This window comes from Streptomyces sp. CB02056 (assembly GCF_001905545.1).
Classification (GTDB): Bacteria; Actinomycetota; Actinomycetes; order Streptomycetales; family Streptomycetaceae; genus Kitasatospora.
This window is the reverse complement of sequence record NZ_LIPD01000007.1, coordinates 274,455-292,479: the sequence shown is the minus strand read 5'-3', so window position 1 is coordinate 292,479 and position 18,025 is coordinate 274,455. Positions and strand designations below refer to the sequence as shown.

The window sequence follows — 18,025 nt, the reverse complement described above, 5'->3', positions numbered from 1 at the left end:
GATCTTTCCTTTCGCGGTGCCGGCTGATCTGGCCACTGGCCGTCACGGTAGCCATCTTGGACCGATCGGTCAAAGATTGTTTGACCGATCGGTCCAGGACGCGGGTAGGCTCATGGCAGACGGGTGAAACGGGAGGTTTGTGCGGTGTCCGGCCGGAAGCAGTTCGACGTCGGGGAGGCCCTCGACCGGGCCATGCGGGTGTTCTGGCAGCGCGGGTACGCGGACGCCTCGCTGGACGCCCTCGGCTCCGCCACCGGCCTCGGCCGGGGCTCCCTCTACGGCACCTTCGGCAGCAAGGACGCCCTGTTCCACCAGTGCCTCGACCGCTACGCGGCGATCTACGGCGCCCGGTACGAGCAGGCGTTCGCCGCTCACCCCGGTGACCCGGTCCGCGCCGTCGAGGCGTTCTTCGACGTCGTCCTGGAGCGCATCGCCGACCCGTCGGTTCCCGCCGGGTGCCTCGTCGCCCAGTCCGCCGCGCAGTCGCCGACGCTGACGGAGGAGAGCGGTGCGCGGGTGCGCGGCCTCCTCGACCTGCAGTACCGACGGGTCCGCGCCGCGCTGGCGGACTCCCCGGCCGACGCCCGGACGCTCGACGAGCTCGCCACCTTCGTCGTCGCCGTCAACCAGTCACTGGCCGTCCTGAGCCGGGCCGGCACCCCGGACGCCGAGCTGCGCTCCGTGGCCCGGCTGGCCTGCGCGACGGTGGCGGACTCCCTCGCCCGGGCAGCCGCCGAGGGCGACGCCGCGAGCTGACGGGTATCCGGGCCTGGTCGTCCGCTCCTGGCCCGGGCTGCGGAGGCCTATTAGCGCAGCGGCTGGTTGTTCGTCGGGGAAATGAAGAATGCATCACCCGAATGGACTAATCGACGGCGCTGGAGTCCGTCATCGGGGATTCGGCCAGCGAGGAGCCGTAATGCGCCAGATCCGGCCGACGCCCGGAGACCGTTCGACGAATCGGCTTTGATGATCCGGAACCCGGATGTCTACTGCCGGGACCGTTGGCGGAGGGTGGGCTATGGCTGACGCGGGACCGGTGAAAGCAAATCTGATGGTCGATGGTGGACGGTTGGACAATCCGTTCAAATCGAAAATCCAGGACGAGGACAGGGACCCGGACAATCTGGACCTGCGCAAGGTCGGCGGTGTGCCGTTGGCCCGCCACCACATCGTGCCGTGCAGCCGGTTGATCAATTTCTGGAACGGGGTCATCGAAAGGGAGTACAACGCCTCGAAGTCCGGCCTTCGGGATGCCCTGGTGGAACTGGTGGCAAGGCTTTCCGGAAACTATGACCAGTACGCGGACATGAGTTATGTCCAGGGTGATGTCGACAATCTCAAAGGCTTCGCGGAGATCTTCGGCACGGGCTTTGAACATGACGCGAGCGCGCCGGGTCCCAAGGGGCGGGACGATCTGGTTCGACTGTTTGAATGGATGCCGGGAAATCTCTTCGTCGGGCCGATTGGTAGCAAACGCTATGACGACCCCGAAGATAAATTCGAGGAGGGCTGTGCGAGGATCGTCAAATCGGATGCTTTCCACGTAAGGAAAGAGGCGAACAAATCCCTGGGGCGTTATCTCGATGACCCGGGTCTGTCGACGGAGGGGATCAGATTCCTGAAGCTGGCGGGCACGGGTATGGTTCCCCCGCCACGGGTGTGGCCCCTCAAAGCAGTTGACTGGCAACGGCAGGGCGGGTTGCCGAGCGACTACACGTTCGGTATCCGGAACACGCCCGCCCTGGCAAGCGCCAGGTCCGCGCTCCCGCGCGACGCCACCCCTGTCACTCAGATCACCATCAACGGCAGGACCCTGGACCTCGACATCTGGGACCAGGAGGACGACTGGACCCACACGCGGGGCAGCGCCCAGGACATCCCGATCGGCGACCTCCTCGGCTACCTCGCCGAGAACTGGGCGGGCAGCGAGATCCCGGGCGACCTGGCGGACCTCACGCTGCGGAACCTCACGCTCGAAGTCCTCACCACTTCCCAGGGCTCGGAGTGGACCTTCACCGTCGCCGCGGAGACGAAGATCGGCGGCGCGACCCCGGTCCTGCTGGTCAAGCTCAGCCGCTCCACCCTCGGCGACGACGGCAGCCCGCAGGCGGCCGCCGTCTCGCTGTCCGTCGAGGTCGGCATCGAGATCGGCGACTCCGGCCACATCTGGTTCGCCGGGGAGGTCGACCGTGCCTCCGGCGGCGGCTACACGATCGCCGCCTCCTGGAGCGCCGACGACGACGGGACGCTCTCCCTGCCCGAGCTGGCCACGGCCCTGGGCATCACCCTGCCCGACGGCGTACCGAACGCCCTGCTGCCCACCCTGACCTCGGCGGCCTTCCGCTTCGACACCGCAAGCCGTACGACGGTGCTCGCCGTGACGACCGAGCACACCCGGTCCGTCCTCGCCGCGGTTCCGGCCGAGGGCTCCGGCGCCACCGGCTACGTGTGGGCGGCCACGCTGGAGGCCGTCGTCACCGCGAAGGCGTCGGACCTGCCGCTCGTCGGACGCCTCCTCCCGGCCGAGGACGACATCCGGTTGGACGGCGCGGCCGTCTCGGTCTGCACGGGCCGGCTGACCCATGACCAGCTCACGGCCCTCAACGAGGCCGTCGCGGCCACCGAGACGGCTGCCGCCGGGCTGCCCCGCTTCCCCGCGCCCGCCGCCGGGCTGGAGGAGGGCGCCGCGCTCTCGGTGCCCTACGCGATCGGCGGGGTGGAGCAGGAGCCGCTGGTCGCGCTCTTCCCGACGTCCACGCCGAATCCGCCCGCCCCGCGCACGGGGGTGCGCGACGCGGCGGCCGGCGCCGCGACCGTCGCCTGGGTCCGGCTCGACCGGACGCTCGGGCCGCTGACCGTCGCCCGACTCGGGCTGACCTACCAGGACGGCACCGCGTGGGTGCTGGTGGACGCCTCGTTCACGGCCTCGGGCCTGGAGGTCGGCGCCGACGGGCTCGGGCTCGGGCTCGCCCTCGACGGCGATACCTTCGGGGTGCGCACGCGGCTGGACGGGTTGGGTGTGGCCTTCGACCACCCGCCGGTGGAACTGTCCGGGGCGCTGGTCGTGCGGCAGCCCGCGCCGGCCCCGTACGACCTCCAGGTCGAGGGCGGGCTGGTCGTCCGGACGCCGCCGGTCAGCCTCTCCGCCCTGGGCGCGTACTCCCACCGTGCGGACGGCTTCGCGTCGATGTTCGTCCTCGGACAGTTGTCCCTGGCGGGGGAGGGGCTCGGGCCGCCGCCGTTCCGGGTCAAGGGCTTCCTCGGCGGCTTCGGCTACAACAGCGACCTCAAGCTGCCGGCCCCGGACGGGGTGGACGCCTTCCCCCTCGTCACCATGATGACGGGCGGAAAGTCCGACGACCCGCTGGAACTGCTGGAGAAGCTCGACCAGGACGGGTGGGTGAGCCCCCGGGCGGGCGAGACCTGGTGTGCCGTCGGGCTGCAGTTCACCTCCTTCGAGCTGGTCGAGTCGCTGGCGCTGGCCGTGGTGGAGTTCGGTCAGGACTTCACCGTCGGGCTCCTGGGGCTGACGACGGCGGCGTTCCCGAAGGCGGGCCACGCCATCGCCCAGCTCCAGGTGGAGACGGAGGCCCTCTACCAGTCCTCGCAGGGGCTGCTGGCCTGGACCTCGACGCTGACCCCCGAGTCCTTCGTCATCGACCCGGCCTGCAAGCTGACCGGGGGCCTGGCCCTGCGCCTGTGGCTGGGTGGCGGGCACGGCGGCGACGCCCTGGTCACCATCGGCGGCTACCACCCCGCCTTCAAGCGGCCCTCCTGGTACCCGGACGTGCCGCGGCTGGGGTTCTCGTGGTCGATCTCCGACTGCGTGTCGATCCGTGGTGAGGCGTACGCGGCGCTGACCCCTTCGGCCGTCATGGCGGGGGCGTCGCTGAACGTGAACTTCCACGCGGGGCCGGTGAAGGCGTGGCTCACCGCCTACCTGGACGCGCTCGTCCAGTGGAAGCCGCTGTACTTCCAGGTCGACGTCGGCGTGGACGTCGGCGTGTCGCTCCACCTCTGGCTGTTCACCATCACCCTGGAGCTGGGCGTCGACGTCCATCTGTGGGGGCCGCCGGTCGGGGGCCGCGCCACCTTCCACGTGCTGTTCTTCCATGTGACCATCCCGTTCGGCTCCCACGGGGACACCGCTCCGGACCCGCTGACCTGGGAGGAGTTCCTACCCCAACTTCCGCCAGTGGCACAGGTGTTGCGGGTGACGGCGGTGGCCGGCCTGCTGCCGGGCGGCTCCTCCGTCGGCGGCGGGCAGTCCGGTGCCGGGGACGTCTGGGCGGTGTCCGCGCACGGCTTCGGCTTCACCGTGACCTGTGCCGTGCCGGCCTCGGAGCTGCTCCTCGACGACGCACCCTTCGCTTCGGGGGACGCGTTGGGCATCCGCCCGATGGCGAAGACCGGTCTGGTCTCCCAGCAGCGCCTCACGATCAAGCGCGGCGAGGAGACCGTCGACGTCCGCGGCGAGGGCTGGCAGGTCCAGGAGTCGCGGAGCAACGTCCCCAAGGCCCTGTGGGGCACTCCGCTGGACAGCCCGCCGCCCGTCCCGGTGGGCGGGCAGGACCTGGTGGCCGACCAGCTGACCGGCTTCACGGTCACCGTGCCCCCCGCGGCCCTGGCCCCGAACCCGCTCACGGCCACCGAGGAGGCCCTGTCGGCCGAGGACCTCGACCAGGGGCGGCTCCCGGTCGGCCCGGAGCAACAGCCCGTCGGCCCCGTCCCCCACCCGTGGCAGGACGGGGACCCGAGCGTCGTCGGCATCATCGCCGCCGAGATCGCCTCGGCGCCGGTGACCGCGGCGCGGAGCGGCCTCGACGCCGCGCTGGCCGCGCTCGGGGTGAGCCCCGGCACGGACGACCCGCTCCCCGGCTACGGAGCCTTCGCCGCCGCCGGCCTGTCCGCTGAACCCCTGTTGGTGCCGGCCCCGGCAGCAGCCTGACCTCCGGGAGACCCCTGTGAGCCTCCACCCCACCGAAACCGGGACGCCCGGCGCCCCGGACGAGACCGGGCGCCTCGTCACCTTCTACGACTCCTACCGGCCCGCCCTGCCCGGCGGGTCCTACCGGATCACCGTCACCCACACCGTCGCCGACGGCGGCACCACGCTGGACACGTTCGACGCCGCACAGGACTTCGACGTACGCGCCCCGCGCTTCAGCCTGGACCCGGGCATGGTCCACAGCTGCGGCCCGGCGGCCGGGGCCCGGGGCGACTTCGGCGACCAGCTGCCCCACCTCACCCTGGACCGCGCCACCCTGCCCTGGGAACAGCAGCTCGACGAGACGTCCCGGGCCCCCTGGGTCGCGCTGCTGCTGTTCGCCGAGGGGGAGCGCGGCGAGCAACCCCAGGACACCGGTACGGCGATGACGGTCCGGGCCCTGCTGGCCTCCGGCACCGAGCAGGTCCGGGTGCCCGACATCGACGCGGCCACGGTGCTCCCCGACGTCCTGGACAGCACCTGCCGCTGCGTCGACGTGCCCACCGGGGTGTTCACCGCCATCGCCCCCAGGCCGGCCGACCTCGACTTCCTCGCGCACATCCGGGAAGTCGGCGACCCCGCCTCGCTCCGCTCCCGGTCGGGGGTCGGGGCCGGTCTCGCGGAGGAGCTGGACGCCGGCCGCTACAGCGTGGTGGTCGGCAACCGCTTCCCCCGCACCGCCGGCGGCTACACCGCCCACCTGGTCTCCCTCGAAGGGTTCCGGGCCTGCCTCGACGGTACGCCGCCGAGCCAGGCGACCCTGCGGATGGTCTCGCTGTGGTCCTGGTCGTTCCGGCACGATCCGGGCACCCCCGACGACGACACGCTCTTCTACGACCTGATGACGAACATCGCCGCTCCCGGCAAGGACGACCCCGCCGCCCTGGCGTTGCGGCTGCCCCGGCAGAACAGCGCGGCCGTCCGCAGCGCCGTCGAGCAGGAGGCGGCCGACCGGCTGACCCACGGCTACGTGCCCGTCACCAGCCACACGCCCACCGGCGAGCGGACCTACGCCTGGTACCGCGGGCCGTTCACCCCGGTGCCGGCCCAGCCCGTCGACGCGATCCCCGCACCGCTCACCAGCGCGGACCAGGCCCTCGTCTACCTGCGCGAGTACGGGGTCTTCGACGTCGGCTACGCCAGTGCCTGGACCCTGGGACAGACCCTGGCGCTGGCCGACGCGGACACCGCCGCCACCGTCTCCCGGACGCGCCGCGAACTGCGGGCGGCCACCACCCGGTTCCTGCGCAGGGTCGCCGTCCACGGCGTACCCGAGCCGGGGCGGGCCCGGACCCTGTGGGACGGCCACCCGGCGCGGCAGCGGTTCCACGAGCTGCTGGCGGCCGACTGGGGCGAGCACGCCCTGCGCGGGCTCGCCGGTCCGGGCGGGAACGACCGGCCCGTGACCGCCCCGCCGCCGGTCCGTCCGTCGGCCGCCCTCCCCGGCCGGGACGACGTCCACGCACTCCTCGGCCGGGACGACGTCCGGGCCCTGCTCGGGGACCTCGTGGCCGAGCACACCGCTCCGCTGGCCCCCCTGACGGACCCGCTGAGCCTGCTGGCCGCGCTGCCCTTCGACGCGCTCGTCGCGGACGCCCGGATGCTGCCCGCGGAGAGCATCCGCTTCTTCCACGTCGACCCCCTGTGGCTGCGGGCGCTCGCCGACGGAGTCCTCAGCACCGGAGTCGTCACCAGCCTGGACGCCCACCTGCACACGGTCGTCCACGCCCGGCTGACCGCGGCGAACCGGGCCGAGGACGCGCCGAAGGCCGGCTTCCTGCTCCGCTCCCGCCTCGTCCGGGACATGCCCGGCCTCACCGTCGAGGGCAGCACCGGGGACGGGTCGTCCTTCGCCCCCGTGTACCGGGCCAACCCCGCGCCGGACCTCCTGCTGTGCCTGTTCGACGAGGTGCCCGACGACATCGTCATCGCCGAGCCCCACCACGGCCTCTCCTACGGCATCGACGCCGACGACCGGATCGGCCTGCGCTACCTCACCGGCCGGAAGGGGCAGCCGGGCGCGTCCATCCCGGCCGGTGAGTTCGCGAACGTCAGCCGGTTCCTCCGGAGCGGCGGCGCGGGCGTCCTCAACATCGCCGACGGCGACGCGACGACCGCCCTCGCCCCCGCGCTGGCCGCCAGCCTCACCGAACTCGGCGAACTCACCGGGAGCCTGACACCCGCCGACTACGCCCTCGAACTCCTCAACACCCCGTACCGCATCGCCTTCCGCCACTCCGAGGAGCGCCAGCCGTGACCCGCCCCCTGCTCGTCCCCGTCGAAGTCGAGGCCCTCCTCGTCAACGACGACATCCGCACCACCGAACCCTTCCAGCGCTGGCAGCCGGACTTCTACAACAACCTCGACAACCACCACGACCCCGAGCCGGCGCCCTTCGACACCGTCGACGACCTGGACACCGGCGTCTACCTCCAGTGGCAGCTGCCCGAGGCCCTGCGCTCCGGCTACGCCGAACCCGGCGCCGCGGACATCACCTTCCCCCTGGTGCCCAACCGGTGGCTGGTCGTCCGCTACGCCCGGCCCACCGGGCAGCCCGACGCCGACCCCGCCGTCACCGGCTGGATCGTCGACAGCGACTTCAACGACGGCGGGACAGGAGACGGCACCTCCCCGTACCTCGACCCGTCCTCCGCCACCCCCGCACCGGTGTGGATCGGCCGCTCCGTGAACCTGGCCGACGGCCCCTGGGCGGAGCCCACGGGACGGGAGATGTTCCTCACCGCCGTAGGCTGCGGGCTTCCCACCTTCTCGACGTACCAGCCCTACAACGAGAACGTCCTCTCCTTCCGTGACACCCTCGGCGACCTCACCGGGCCGACGGCGGACCTGAGTTACGCCGTGGTCGGCTGGTACTCCGACCCGGCCAAGGACGTCGTCACCGCGACCGGGACCGACCTCGCCGCGCGCCTCGCCGAACTGGGCTGGAGCCTGGCCGACGCCCCGGAGGCGGTGAGCCGCTCCCTGTACGTCGGCCACGTCCCGGGACTGGCCTGGGACAACAGGCCGAACGCCACCCGCCCGCCGTCCGGGCGGCCCACGGACTACACCGTGGACGTCGCCCTCGGCCACACCGCGGCCGACGCCACGAGCGCCCTCCCCACCACCGGCGACCCGGTGGACCACCAGCTCTGGACGGCCCTGCAGTACGGACTGCTGGACACCCTCGACATCAGCCAGGCCGCCTTCGACCAGGCCGCCCACGCCGCCTGGTTCGGCCCCAGCCCGCCCGGCTACACCTGGGAGATCACCGGCACCGCCGCGCTGCCCGAGGAGGACCGGGCCCGGCCGGAGGCCTGGCTGGGCAAGCTCAACGAGGACCAGCTCGCCCTCGACACCGCGGTCCGCGAACTGATCGCGCTCCAACGGCGCCTGTACGGCCTGTGGTGGCTGCGCGGCCTGCCCGCCGACGAACAGCCCGACGGCTTCGCGGCGGCCTGCGCCCCGGAGCTCGACCCCGCGCGGACGGACGGCCTCGCCGGACAGGTCGCCGCCCTGCTGGAGCGGATCGCCGCCCTTCCGCGCGTGCCCACCGGCGCCACCGCGCAGGAGCTCCAGGACGCCATCGGGGCGTACGCCGCAGACCACGGCCTCCCGGACGGCTGCACGCTCAAGCGCGTCGCTCCCGCCCCCTACTACCAGGTGCCCGACCCCTCCATCGTGCTGCGCAACACCGGCAACCAGCGCCACGTCACCCGCGACACCCCGCTGCCGTGCCGCACCCCCGACCAGCTGGTCACCGCGCTGAGCATCGCCGGCCAGTCCGTCCCGGCCCCCGCCGCGCCACCCGCACCCGACCTGACCGGCCTCCCCGAAGCCGACACCCTCACCCGGGTGCTGGCGGAGTCCGCCCTGCTCGCCCGCGCCGCCGTCACACCCGCGACCGACCCCGGCACGCACGCCACCGCCCTCGCCGAGGACCTCGCCGCGCCCGACCGGCTGATCACCGGAACCGCCGCCGAGTACACCAAGCCGTGGAACCAGCCCTGGACACCGCTGTACCTCCTGTGGGAGGTGCGGATCTACCCCCTGCCCTTCCGCACCGACGACACCGACAACTGGGCCTTCGACGGCACCCGCTACCGCTGGCAGGGCACCAACGCCGCCCCCGCGTACGACGTCGTCCAGGGGCGCAGCATCCTCACCGCCCTGCCCGCCTTCAACGCCGCCGCCCGCCTGGCCCACCACGCCGAGCGCCACCCCGACGCCCCCGTCGAGGCACTGCACCGGCTGCGCGACGGCGCCGCCGACCTGGACCTGGTCTCCCAGACCCTCGACGGCCTCAACGACTGGTTCCTGCACCGGCACACCACCGTCAGCCTGCCGCCCGAGGCCCCGCTGGACGTCCTGACGGGCGTGCCGCACACCCCGGTCCCCAACCCCGGCCCTCCGGACGGGAGCGAGCCCCGCTTCCAGCCCGTCCGCGCCGGCCAGCTGCACCTCACCAACGTCAAGCTGGTCGACACCTTCGGCCGCGCCTGCGACGTCGTCACCACCACGGAGCAGCAGTACGAGCAGCTGCGCCCCTTCCGGGCGTGGAGCGTCACCCCCGACCAGGGCAGGATCGCGAGCCCGGACGGCGACCCGCCGGCCTACTGCGTCGCGGAACTCCCGCCGCGCCTGCTGCAACCCGCCCGCCTCACCTTCGCCCCCGACCGGCCCGACCCCGCCGTCTGCGGATGGCTGCTCGCCACCCACCTCAACCGGGCCGACCGTTCCCTGCTCGCCTACAGCGACCTGGGCGAAGGGCTCGGTGAGCTCCGGCTCACCCTCGCCCCCGACCACAGCCCGCAGGTCAGCTGGCAACCGCTGCCCGGATCGCCGCTTCCCGACCTCGACGCCGACGCCTTCGCCGCGGCCCACCCCGAGCTCGCGGGCTTCCTGCGCACGCTCCGCGACCGGGGGCCCGCGTCGTTCACCGCGATGCTCGACGTCCTCGACGACACCCTCGGCGCGCTGACCCCCGCGGCGGGCCTCCAGCCCGAGAACTCCCTGGCGGACCTCGCCGGACGCCCGCTGGCCCTGATCCGCTCCCGGCTGCGGTTCGACCTCGACGGCCCGCCGCTGACCTCCGCGGACTGGGACCAGGTCCTGCGACCCGCGGCAGCGGACTACCCCGACTACCGGTGGAACATCCGCCTCGGTGACCCGGACCTCCCCACCGACGGACTCGTCGGCTTCTTTACCCAGGACGACTACGGCCTCTTCCACACCCACGGCGCGCCGGCCGACCCCGACCCGTACCTCACCCCGGTCGCCGGAGACGAACTCAGGCTGCCCGCACGGCCGTTCACCGAGCCCGACAGTGACGACAACTCCACCCATGTGGTCCTCATCGCGGACCCCTGGCTGGCCGTCCACGCCCTCACGGACATCCTCCCCGTGGTCACCCTCCGGCTTCCGGACGACATCGTCCGGACAGCCCTGACCCGGATGCGGGTCGCCTTCCGGATGACCGCCCTGCCGGCCGCCACCCGCACCGGCGCCGACGGGACCGACACCCTGGTCGTGCCCCGCCCCGCCGCCTGGCGCGGCAGCTGGAGCTGGGCCCAGCCGGAGGCCGCCGCCGGGGCGACGGTGCCCTCCTGGATCACCTATCCGCTCACGGCCGCCGATCCGGCCGCGCACCTGCCCCACCCCACACCGGCCGTCCGGAGCGGCTACCTGCAGCTCTCCCAGGGCCTCGTGGACACCGGCGGGCCCTCGGCGACCCCTTGAGCGGGAGCCTCCACGTGCACGCCACTCCGACTCACCCGAGGAACCCCATGAGCCCTGCCCTCCCCACGCTCCTGACCTACACGCTCCACCCGACGCCCCTTCCGGCCGGCGGACGCGGTGCCCTCCGGATCACGGTCGCCAACCGGCGGGCCACGCCGGTCACCTGTGACTCCGTCACCTTCACCCTGCCGGTGGGCAGCGCGCCCTCCGACTGCGCCACCACGCACGACGCGGAGTTCCGGGCCGTCGACGAGTCCCGCTGGCGGCTGCGCTCCGACGACTCGGCGAAGGACTCCGCGTCCTTCACCGCGACCCCCACCGAGCCGCTCGCACCGGGGGAGCGGCACACCTTCGAGATCTCCGGCATCGCCGTCGGCGAACAGGCCGGTACGGCGCGCCTCCGGATCACCGAACTCGCCCGCGGCGACGGGGAAGCGCCGCGAACGGCCGTCCAGGCCCGACCGGTCCGCAAGCTGACCGCCGACCTCGTCCTGAGCGACTTCACCCCCGACCACGCCGCGGTCGGCCACGACGGGACCGTGGTGCTCAGCTGGACGTGCACGCCCCCGCCGGCCGCCGACTACGTCCTCTACTACGGCGACAACCAGTCGGTGGAGGTGAACGGCGACATCGACGCGAACGGCAACGGGCGGTGGACGTCCCCGCCCCTGGACACCACCACCGCGTTCCTCATCCAGCAGTCGTCCACCTCCGGCGGGGACGTGGTGCAGCACACCCTCACCACGGCGGTCACCGTGACCAATCCGGACATGGAGGTCGGGAACCTCTCCGTCAACGGCACGACGAGCCTGCTCGGCGCGGTCCAGCAGTTCGACGCGGTCAAGGACCTGCCCCTGACCAGGACCGCCCCCACCGACGGCTTCCTGCACGGCTACATCAAGACCACCGACTCCGGCAGCCCGGCGACGCTCCAGATCGCCATCACGGCGCCCGGGGCGGACGCGCCGCTGCCGAGCATCTCCGTGCAGTCCACCGACCCGGCCGGAGGGGACAAGAACCAGGACGGGCGGGTGTTCACGCCCGTCCCCGCCGGAGCGCATATCCAGGCCACCGCGGCCTGCGACGCCGTCTACAGCGGCCAGCTGGTCTGGGTGCCGCTCGGCACCGGCGCCCTCGCGGGCTGACCGGCCGCGCGATCACGGACAGGAGCACCGACATGCAGAACAAGCCGTCCCCCTACGTCATCGGCGTCCTCAGCGTCCCCTTCGCGAAGGAGGCGCCCGCCACCAGCTACTTCTTCAGCAAGCGCGGCAACCTCGTGTACGACTGGACCGCCGACCACGGCCAGCGCATCGGCGTACTCCCGGACGCCTTCAGCGCGCTCCCCGAGGAGTACCAGGCCCATCCCGTGGCCATGGCGATCCCCGGCTCCACCTCGGAGGCGTACTTCTTCCACGGTGACCAGGTGATCCACTACGACTACAAGAAGAAGGCGGTCGTCCTCGGGCCCTTCCCCATCTCCAAGCAGGGCGAGGCCTTCGCGTACCTGCCCGATGCCTACCTGGGAGGGGTCGACGCGATCCTGCCGGCGGGCGACACCAGCGCCTGGTTCTTCAAGGGCGACCGGTGCGTCCACTACGACCTGGTCGACGAGGAGGTGGTGGACGACCAGGACGGCCCCATCGGCGACCTGTGGCCCGGCATCGACCCGGCCTTCGCCCAGGGGATCACCTCGGCCATGCACCACCCCGGAGCGGACCAGGGGTACCTCTTCGTTGCCAACAAGTACCAGCCGTGGACGCCGAGTACGGGCGTCCTCGGTGCCGTGAAGGCGACGTCCGACGGCCCCTGGCACGGGATCGAGCTCATCGCCCACGGGACGATGTACGTGGGCACCGACACGACCGTGGCAGAGGTCGACGTGGACGCCGGGACCGAGGTCCCGCACGACGACTACAACGCCCACGACTACAGGTTCGCGTTCAACCAGGCCCGCGACCACTTCGTCGTCACCGACGGGGTAGGGCTCAGCAAGTCCATCAGTACGGGGTTCGAGGACCCGGCCCCGAACACCTGGCAGGAGTGGTTCGGAGACGCCCGGGCCGTACGGTACGCCGACGAGGAGCACGTCCTCGTCATCGACGCCGACTCGCTCCAGGGGTACCCGACCGCCATCATGTGCATGGTGAATTCGGCGTCCGGCCCGGGCAAGAAGTCCTCGGTCAAGGTGGACGTCGACTTCACCGCCGGTGACATGACCCTCGTGCAGTGCTGGTTCACCGCGTCGCGCGCCTGGTTCATCGCCGTTTCCAAGGGCGACTGGTACGGGCAGATCATCGCGTCGTGCGACATCTCCCAAGGGGGAAAGCTCGACTGGGCGGCCCTGAACGGCGACCAACCGCTGTTGGTCTTCACCACGTCCGCCGCCGTGACAGCCGACGGGGCACACGGCCACGTTCCGACTGTCGGGTACCTGGTGGGCGTCACGGACGACGGGGAGTTCACGGTGTCCGCGATCCCCTCGTCGCACGCCCCGACTTCCGTCTCGGTCTCCGACGACGGCACGGTCGTGTGCGTCACCAACCCCGAGGAGACGCTGGTGTCCCTGGACAGCGGTGCCACGTGGAAGACCCTCGCCATCGGCGGGTACGACGTGGCGGTCCACCCCAATGGCGCCTCGTTCTACGTGGCCCATGTCGGCGGGATCCAAGCGGCCAGCACGGGGTTCGTCCCCGGAGAGTACGCCGGCCCCCTGGGCGAGCCGCTGCCGGTGCAGGCCACCGTGGGAGAGGGCGGGTTCGCCCTGGTGCCGCCGTGGAAGTCCTGACGCCCGGACGGCGGCCACCGGGGCACCACCCGGGGCCCACCACCCCTTTCCACCCCACGACGAGCGGTGAGATGTGACGAACCCCCAGCCGCGGGAACGCCTCGCGGGCACCCCAGTTCCCCTCCTCACGTACACCCTGACGCCCACCCCGGACCCGCTCCAGGTGAAGGGGCAGGACGGCCAACTGACGATCACCGTCACCAACGACACCGACGAGGTCGTCAGCTGCGGGCTGATCGCCTTCACCCTGCCCGTCGGCTCCGGTGCCGACGCCCTCACCGGGAACCCCGACAGCGTGCAGCTGACGGCTCCCAAGAACTGGCGGCTCCGGCAGCCGGAACCCGGGAAGGGGCGCTTCGAGGCGGCCCCGACCAGGCCGAAGGCCAAGCAGATCAGCCCCGGTGCGGAGAGCGCGCTGGTCTTCACCCTGACCCACATCGCGGTCGACGACGTCGTCGGCACCTGCGCGATCGGGGTCGAGGAGGACACCGCGAGCCCGCCCGCCGCGACCTCGCTGAGCGTGACAAAGGTGCTGCCGGGACTGACCTTCACGGACTTCCGGCCCGTCGCCGTGGCCGTGCCCCGGGGCACCCCGGCCACCCTGGAGTGGAAGGCCACCGCGCCCACCGAGGGCCAGGCCTCGTACACCCTGGAGTACGGCACGGTCGCGCCCTTCAGCGTCGACGACGCCCTCTCCTGGGTCTCGCCAGCGCTCTACGAGGACACCGAGTTCATCCTCACCCTGCACGCCGCCCAGGGCTCCACGCCGGTCGAGCACCGCCTCACGACCACTGTCACCGTGACCGAGCCCGACCTCCACGCCCATGACCTCCGGGTGACCGGGACCGCCCAGTGGATCAACCCGCCGCAGGTCGTCCTGAGCGGGCCCGTGGCCACCCGGAGGACCTGCACGGCGGAGACCGACGGCATCATCAGCGGCTGGATCTACACGGAGGCCGACCAGTCCCCGGCCACCCTCATCGTCAGGGTCGAACCGACGCAGGGGGCCCCGAAGTACACCACCAGCGTCCAGTCCTCCACGGACCCCGGCGTCGACAAGCGCACCTGGAAGTACATCTTCGTTCCGGTTCCGAAGGGCTCCAAGGTCGACATCACCACCGAGTGCTACACGCCGGAGCAGATGAACACCCTGGTCACCTGGCACCCGTTGGGGAAGGGCCGGCTCAACTCGGTGCGGTAGCGCGCGGGAGGCCGGACGGCGGCGAGCAGTCCCTTCGCGTGTCCGGCCGCCGGGCGGGAGGTGGTGCCGTCCGGCGGCCGGCTTCTCGTGCGGACGGGCTCAGCCCTTGACCGCGCCGACGGCGAGGCCGGAGGCGATCCTGCGCTGGACGAGGAGGAAGAAGACCACGACGGGCAGGGCGGTCAGGGTGGCACCGGCCATGAGACCGCCGTAGTCGGTCCCGAAGCTGGTCTGGAAGGAGACCAGCCAGATGCTGACGGTCTGCTTCTCCGGAGTCGACAGCAGGATGTAGACGAGGACGTACTCGTTCCACGCCTGGACGAGGGCGAAGACGGAGGTGGCGACGATGCCGGGTGCGAGCAGCGGGAGCACCACCCGGCGGAAGGCGCCGAGCCGGCCGCAGCCGTCGACCATGGCCGCCTCCTCGAGTTCCACGGGGACCCCGGCGATGAAGCCGCGCAGCATCCAGACCGTGAACGGCAGCGTGAACACCAGGTAGGTGAGGACCACGCCGGTGAGGCTGTCCGTCATCCCGACGTCGTTCAGCAGCAGGTAGACCGGGATGATCAGCGCCGTCAGCGGGACCATCTGGACGATGAGGATCACCACGACGAAGGCCTTGCGGCCCGCGAAGCGGAAGCGGGCGAGGGCAAAGGCGGCGAGCGCGCCGACGACCAGCGACACCAGGACGGTGCCGATGCCGATGACGACGCTGGAGCGGACGTTGGCCCAGAAGGTCTCGGTGCCCAGCGCCCGGGCGAAGTTGTCGAGCGTGGGGCGGCCCGGCCAGAACTTCGGTGGCAGGCTCAGGATCTCGGTGGCCGGCCGGAACGCGGTGAGCACCATCCAGTAGACGGGGAAGCCGATCACCGCGGCGACGAGCAGTCCGAGCAGGTCGTGGCCCAGCGACCGCCGTCGCCTCATTCGATCTCTCCCGTCCTGAGCATCTGACGCAGGTGGACGACCGATCCGGCGAGCAGCAGGACGACGGTCACGAGCGCGATCGCGGCCCCGGTGCTGTACCGGTTCACGGCGAAGGACTCGATGAAGGAGTAGACGCCCAGCAGGTAGTACTCCCGCTCGGGCTGGCCGCCGCGCATGAGCCAGATCTGGTTGAAGACGCCGAAGTCCCAGATGGCCGACAGCGTGGTCACCATGACGAGGACCGGTCTGATCACCGGAAGGGTGACGTGCCGGAAGACCTGGAGGGGCCGGGCCCCGTCGAGGACCGCGGACTCCTCCAGCTCGGGCGGGACCTGGGCCAGCGCGGCCCGCAGGGTGATCGCGGCGAACGGCAGCGAGCCCCACACCACGACGGCGACGATGACGGTGAACCCCTGCCAGGGGTTGGTGAACCAGTTGTGGCGGGCCAGGTCGACCCCGGGCAGGTTCGAGAGCAGCCAGTTCACCACGCCGTAGTCGGCGTCGAAGAGCCAGCGGAAGACCGACGAGGCGACCATGACGGGCATGGCCCACACGGTGACCAGCACCCCGGCGATGACGGCGCGCACCCACGGGGAGACCCGGTGCATCAGCCGGGCGGTGAACAGCCCGCAGAGCACGGTGAGGGCGACGCACACCGCGGTGAAGAGCACCGTACGGGCGACCACCGTCCAGAAGAACCCGTCCCCGAGGATCCTGCGGAACTGGTCCAGTCCGGCCCACGGCGGCGAGGTGCCGCCGAACAGCTGCTCGCGGGTCATGTCCTGGAAGGAGAGGACGACCATGTCCACGAGCGGGTAGCCGAGCACCAGGACGAGCGCGAGGACGGTCGGGCCGATCAGCAGGTACGGCAGCAGCGGACGCCGCCGCTGGCCCCGGTCAGCGCTCATTGATCACTTCGTCGATCCGCCGGTCCGCCTCCCGCGCGGCGTCCTGCACCGACGCCTTGCCGTTGGCGATCCGCTCCAGCATCTCGGGCAGGACGTTGGACTTCTCCACCGACGTCCAGCCGGGCGCGAACGGGGTCATCCAGCCCCCGGTCGCCGCGGCCTGGGCGGCGGGGCCGTTGATGCCGCCGGCGGCGACCTCGGTCAGCTGGGTGGTGTTGTTGGGCAGGGTGTTCGCGGCGATCAGCGTCTTCTGGGACTCCCGGTCGGTGAACAGCCTGATCCAGTCGGCGGCCAGGTCCTTGCGCGTCGACTTGGCCGGCACGGCCAGGGTGGAGCCGCCGAGGAAGGGCGGCAGGAGTTTGCCGGACGGGCCGGGGAAGGGGAAGGTGGCGAACTTGTCCTTCAGCTTCGGGTCCCCGCCGGAGCGCTCGTCGGCGGCGGCGCCGGCCTCCCAGGTGTTGCCGTAGAAGACGCCCACACGGCCCTGGCCGACGACGGCCGGCTGGTCGCCGTTGTCCTTGGCGCGGTCGCCGACGTAGTAGGCGTCGATCAGCCGCTTCCACTCGGTGAGCCCGGCGACGGAGTTGGGCGAGGACAGCGAGGCCTTCCAGCGGTTGCCGTCCTTCACCGCGATCTCGCCGCCCGCGTCCTTCAGGAAGGCCATGGCCGCGTACCAGTAGCGGCCGGGCATGTAGAGGGCGGAGAAGTTCGGGTCCTGGGTGCCGAAGGTGCTCTTCAGCCGGTCGAACGCGGAGAGGAGTTCGGGGTACGTCTTCGGGGCGCCCGGCACACCGGCCTGGGTGAAGTAGTCGGTGCGGTAGACACCGACCCGGGCCCCGACGTAGTAGGGCACGCAGTAGACCTTGCCGTTGTCGCGGCAGGCGTCGGCGAGCGCCGGCAGCCAGGCGTCCGACTGGTCGAAGCGGGCCGGGTCGAGGGTGGCGAAGGCGCCGTTGACGATGTAGTTGGTGGTCTCGCTGTTGCCCATCTCCACCACGTCGGGCACGTTCTTCCCGGCGAGGACGGCGTCCAGCTTCTGGTTCTTCGTCGTCCACTGCTGGTACTGGACGTCGACCCGGACCCCGGGGTGGGCCTTGGCGAAGCGGTCGTTGGTGGACTGGACCAGTTGTGGCCAGTTCTCCTGGGCGTCCACGGCCAGCCACACCGTCAGCTTGCCGCCGGCCCCGGAACCGCTGCCCGAGCCGGAGCCGCCGCATCCGGCCGCGGCCAGGGACAGGAGCAGGGTGAGGACCAGGGGGCGACAGGACGCGCGAATGGCCATGGGGTCTCCAAGTTCACTGTGGGGGTGACCTTTTGACTACCCTTCAGATCAGCTTGCGTCGCGGGGGAGCGGACATTCGGCCGGAAGACGTCCGACTCCGGGCCCGGCGGAAACCCCAACTTTCGGATGGGGCGAGGCCCTTCGCATTCGCACCTCCCAGGTCGACGGGTCGTGCGGCAGCGAGCCCGGCCGCCTGGGA

At 71.8% G+C, this 18,025-nt stretch carries 11 protein-coding genes; 7 read left to right on the top strand and 4 right to left on the bottom strand.

Annotated features, from left to right (window positions below):
• Nucleotides 1-144: 144 nt before the first annotated feature.
• Nucleotides 145-756: a TetR/AcrR family transcriptional regulator gene (locus AMK13_RS20155; RefSeq protein ID WP_074003502.1), complete on the top strand. Its 612-nt coding sequence runs from the start codon at nt 145-147 to the stop codon at nt 754-756.
• 106 nt (nt 757-862) lie between these two features.
• Here the strand turns inward: AMK13_RS20155 and AMK13_RS42925 are convergent, their stop codons facing one another.
• Nucleotides 863-1,543 (bottom strand): hypothetical protein, encoded by a 681-nt coding sequence (locus AMK13_RS42925; RefSeq protein WP_143204581.1) that lies wholly within the window; start codon nt 1,541-1,543, stop codon nt 863-865.
• Nucleotides 1,544-1,699: 156 nt separating this feature from the next.
• Here AMK13_RS42925 and AMK13_RS20150 point away from each other — a divergent pair, with 156 nt between their 5' ends.
• The 6 genes from AMK13_RS20150 to AMK13_RS20125 all read left to right on the top strand — a co-directional run bounded on the left by AMK13_RS20150 (nt 1,700) and on the right by AMK13_RS20125 (nt 14,712).
• The gene (locus AMK13_RS20150) at nt 1,700-4,948 is read left to right on the top strand and encodes a DUF6603 domain-containing protein (protein WP_074003501.1); all 3,249 of its coding nucleotides are present in this window, start codon (nt 1,700-1,702) and stop codon (nt 4,946-4,948) included.
• 16 nt (nt 4,949-4,964) lie between these two features.
• Nucleotides 4,965-7,244 carry a hypothetical protein gene (locus AMK13_RS20145; RefSeq protein ID WP_074003500.1) on the top strand — a complete coding sequence of 760 codons (2,280 nt, stop codon included), beginning with the start codon at nt 4,965-4,967 and terminating at the stop codon, nt 7,242-7,244.
• Entirely contained in the window at nt 7,241-10,723 is a 3,483-nt protein-coding gene (locus AMK13_RS43585; protein WP_074003499.1) for a hypothetical protein, read from the top strand. Before AMK13_RS20145 ends, AMK13_RS43585 begins: the two co-directional genes overlap by 4 nt.
• Nucleotides 10,724-10,770: 47 nt before the next feature.
• On the top strand, nt 10,771-11,868 hold the full coding sequence (locus AMK13_RS20135) for a hypothetical protein (protein ID WP_074003498.1): 1,098 nt from the start codon (nt 10,771-10,773) through the stop codon (nt 11,866-11,868).
• A 32-nt stretch (nt 11,869-11,900) separates the two neighbouring features.
• A complete protein-coding gene (locus tag AMK13_RS20130) occupies nt 11,901-13,511 on the top strand; it encodes a hypothetical protein (RefSeq protein WP_074003497.1) in 1,611 nt (536 codons plus the stop codon).
• 73 nt (nt 13,512-13,584) lie between these two features.
• Nucleotides 13,585-14,712 (top strand): hypothetical protein, encoded by a 1,128-nt coding sequence (locus AMK13_RS20125; protein ID WP_074003496.1) that lies wholly within the window; start codon nt 13,585-13,587, stop codon nt 14,710-14,712.
• Between the two features lie 99 nt (nt 14,713-14,811).
• On the opposite strand, the gene AMK13_RS20120 is transcribed toward AMK13_RS20125, so the two are convergent.
• Genes AMK13_RS20120 through AMK13_RS20110 form a run of 3 tightly spaced genes read right to left on the bottom strand, consistent with a single transcriptional unit; the run spans nt 14,812 to nt 17,826 of the window.
• Entirely contained in the window at nt 14,812-15,636 is an 825-nt protein-coding gene (locus AMK13_RS20120; protein ID WP_053112138.1) for a carbohydrate ABC transporter permease, read from the bottom strand.
• The gene (locus tag AMK13_RS20115; RefSeq protein WP_074003495.1) at nt 15,633-16,544 is read right to left on the bottom strand and encodes a carbohydrate ABC transporter permease; all 912 of its coding nucleotides are present in this window, start codon (nt 16,542-16,544) and stop codon (nt 15,633-15,635) included. The genes AMK13_RS20120 and AMK13_RS20115 overlap by 4 nt, the downstream gene beginning before the upstream one ends.
• Nucleotides 16,534-17,826 carry an extracellular solute-binding protein gene (locus tag AMK13_RS20110; protein ID WP_074003494.1) on the bottom strand — a complete coding sequence of 431 codons (1,293 nt, stop codon included), beginning with the start codon at nt 17,824-17,826 and terminating at the stop codon, nt 16,534-16,536. The genes AMK13_RS20115 and AMK13_RS20110 overlap by 11 nt, the downstream gene beginning before the upstream one ends.
• Nucleotides 17,827-18,025: the final 199 nt, after the last annotated feature.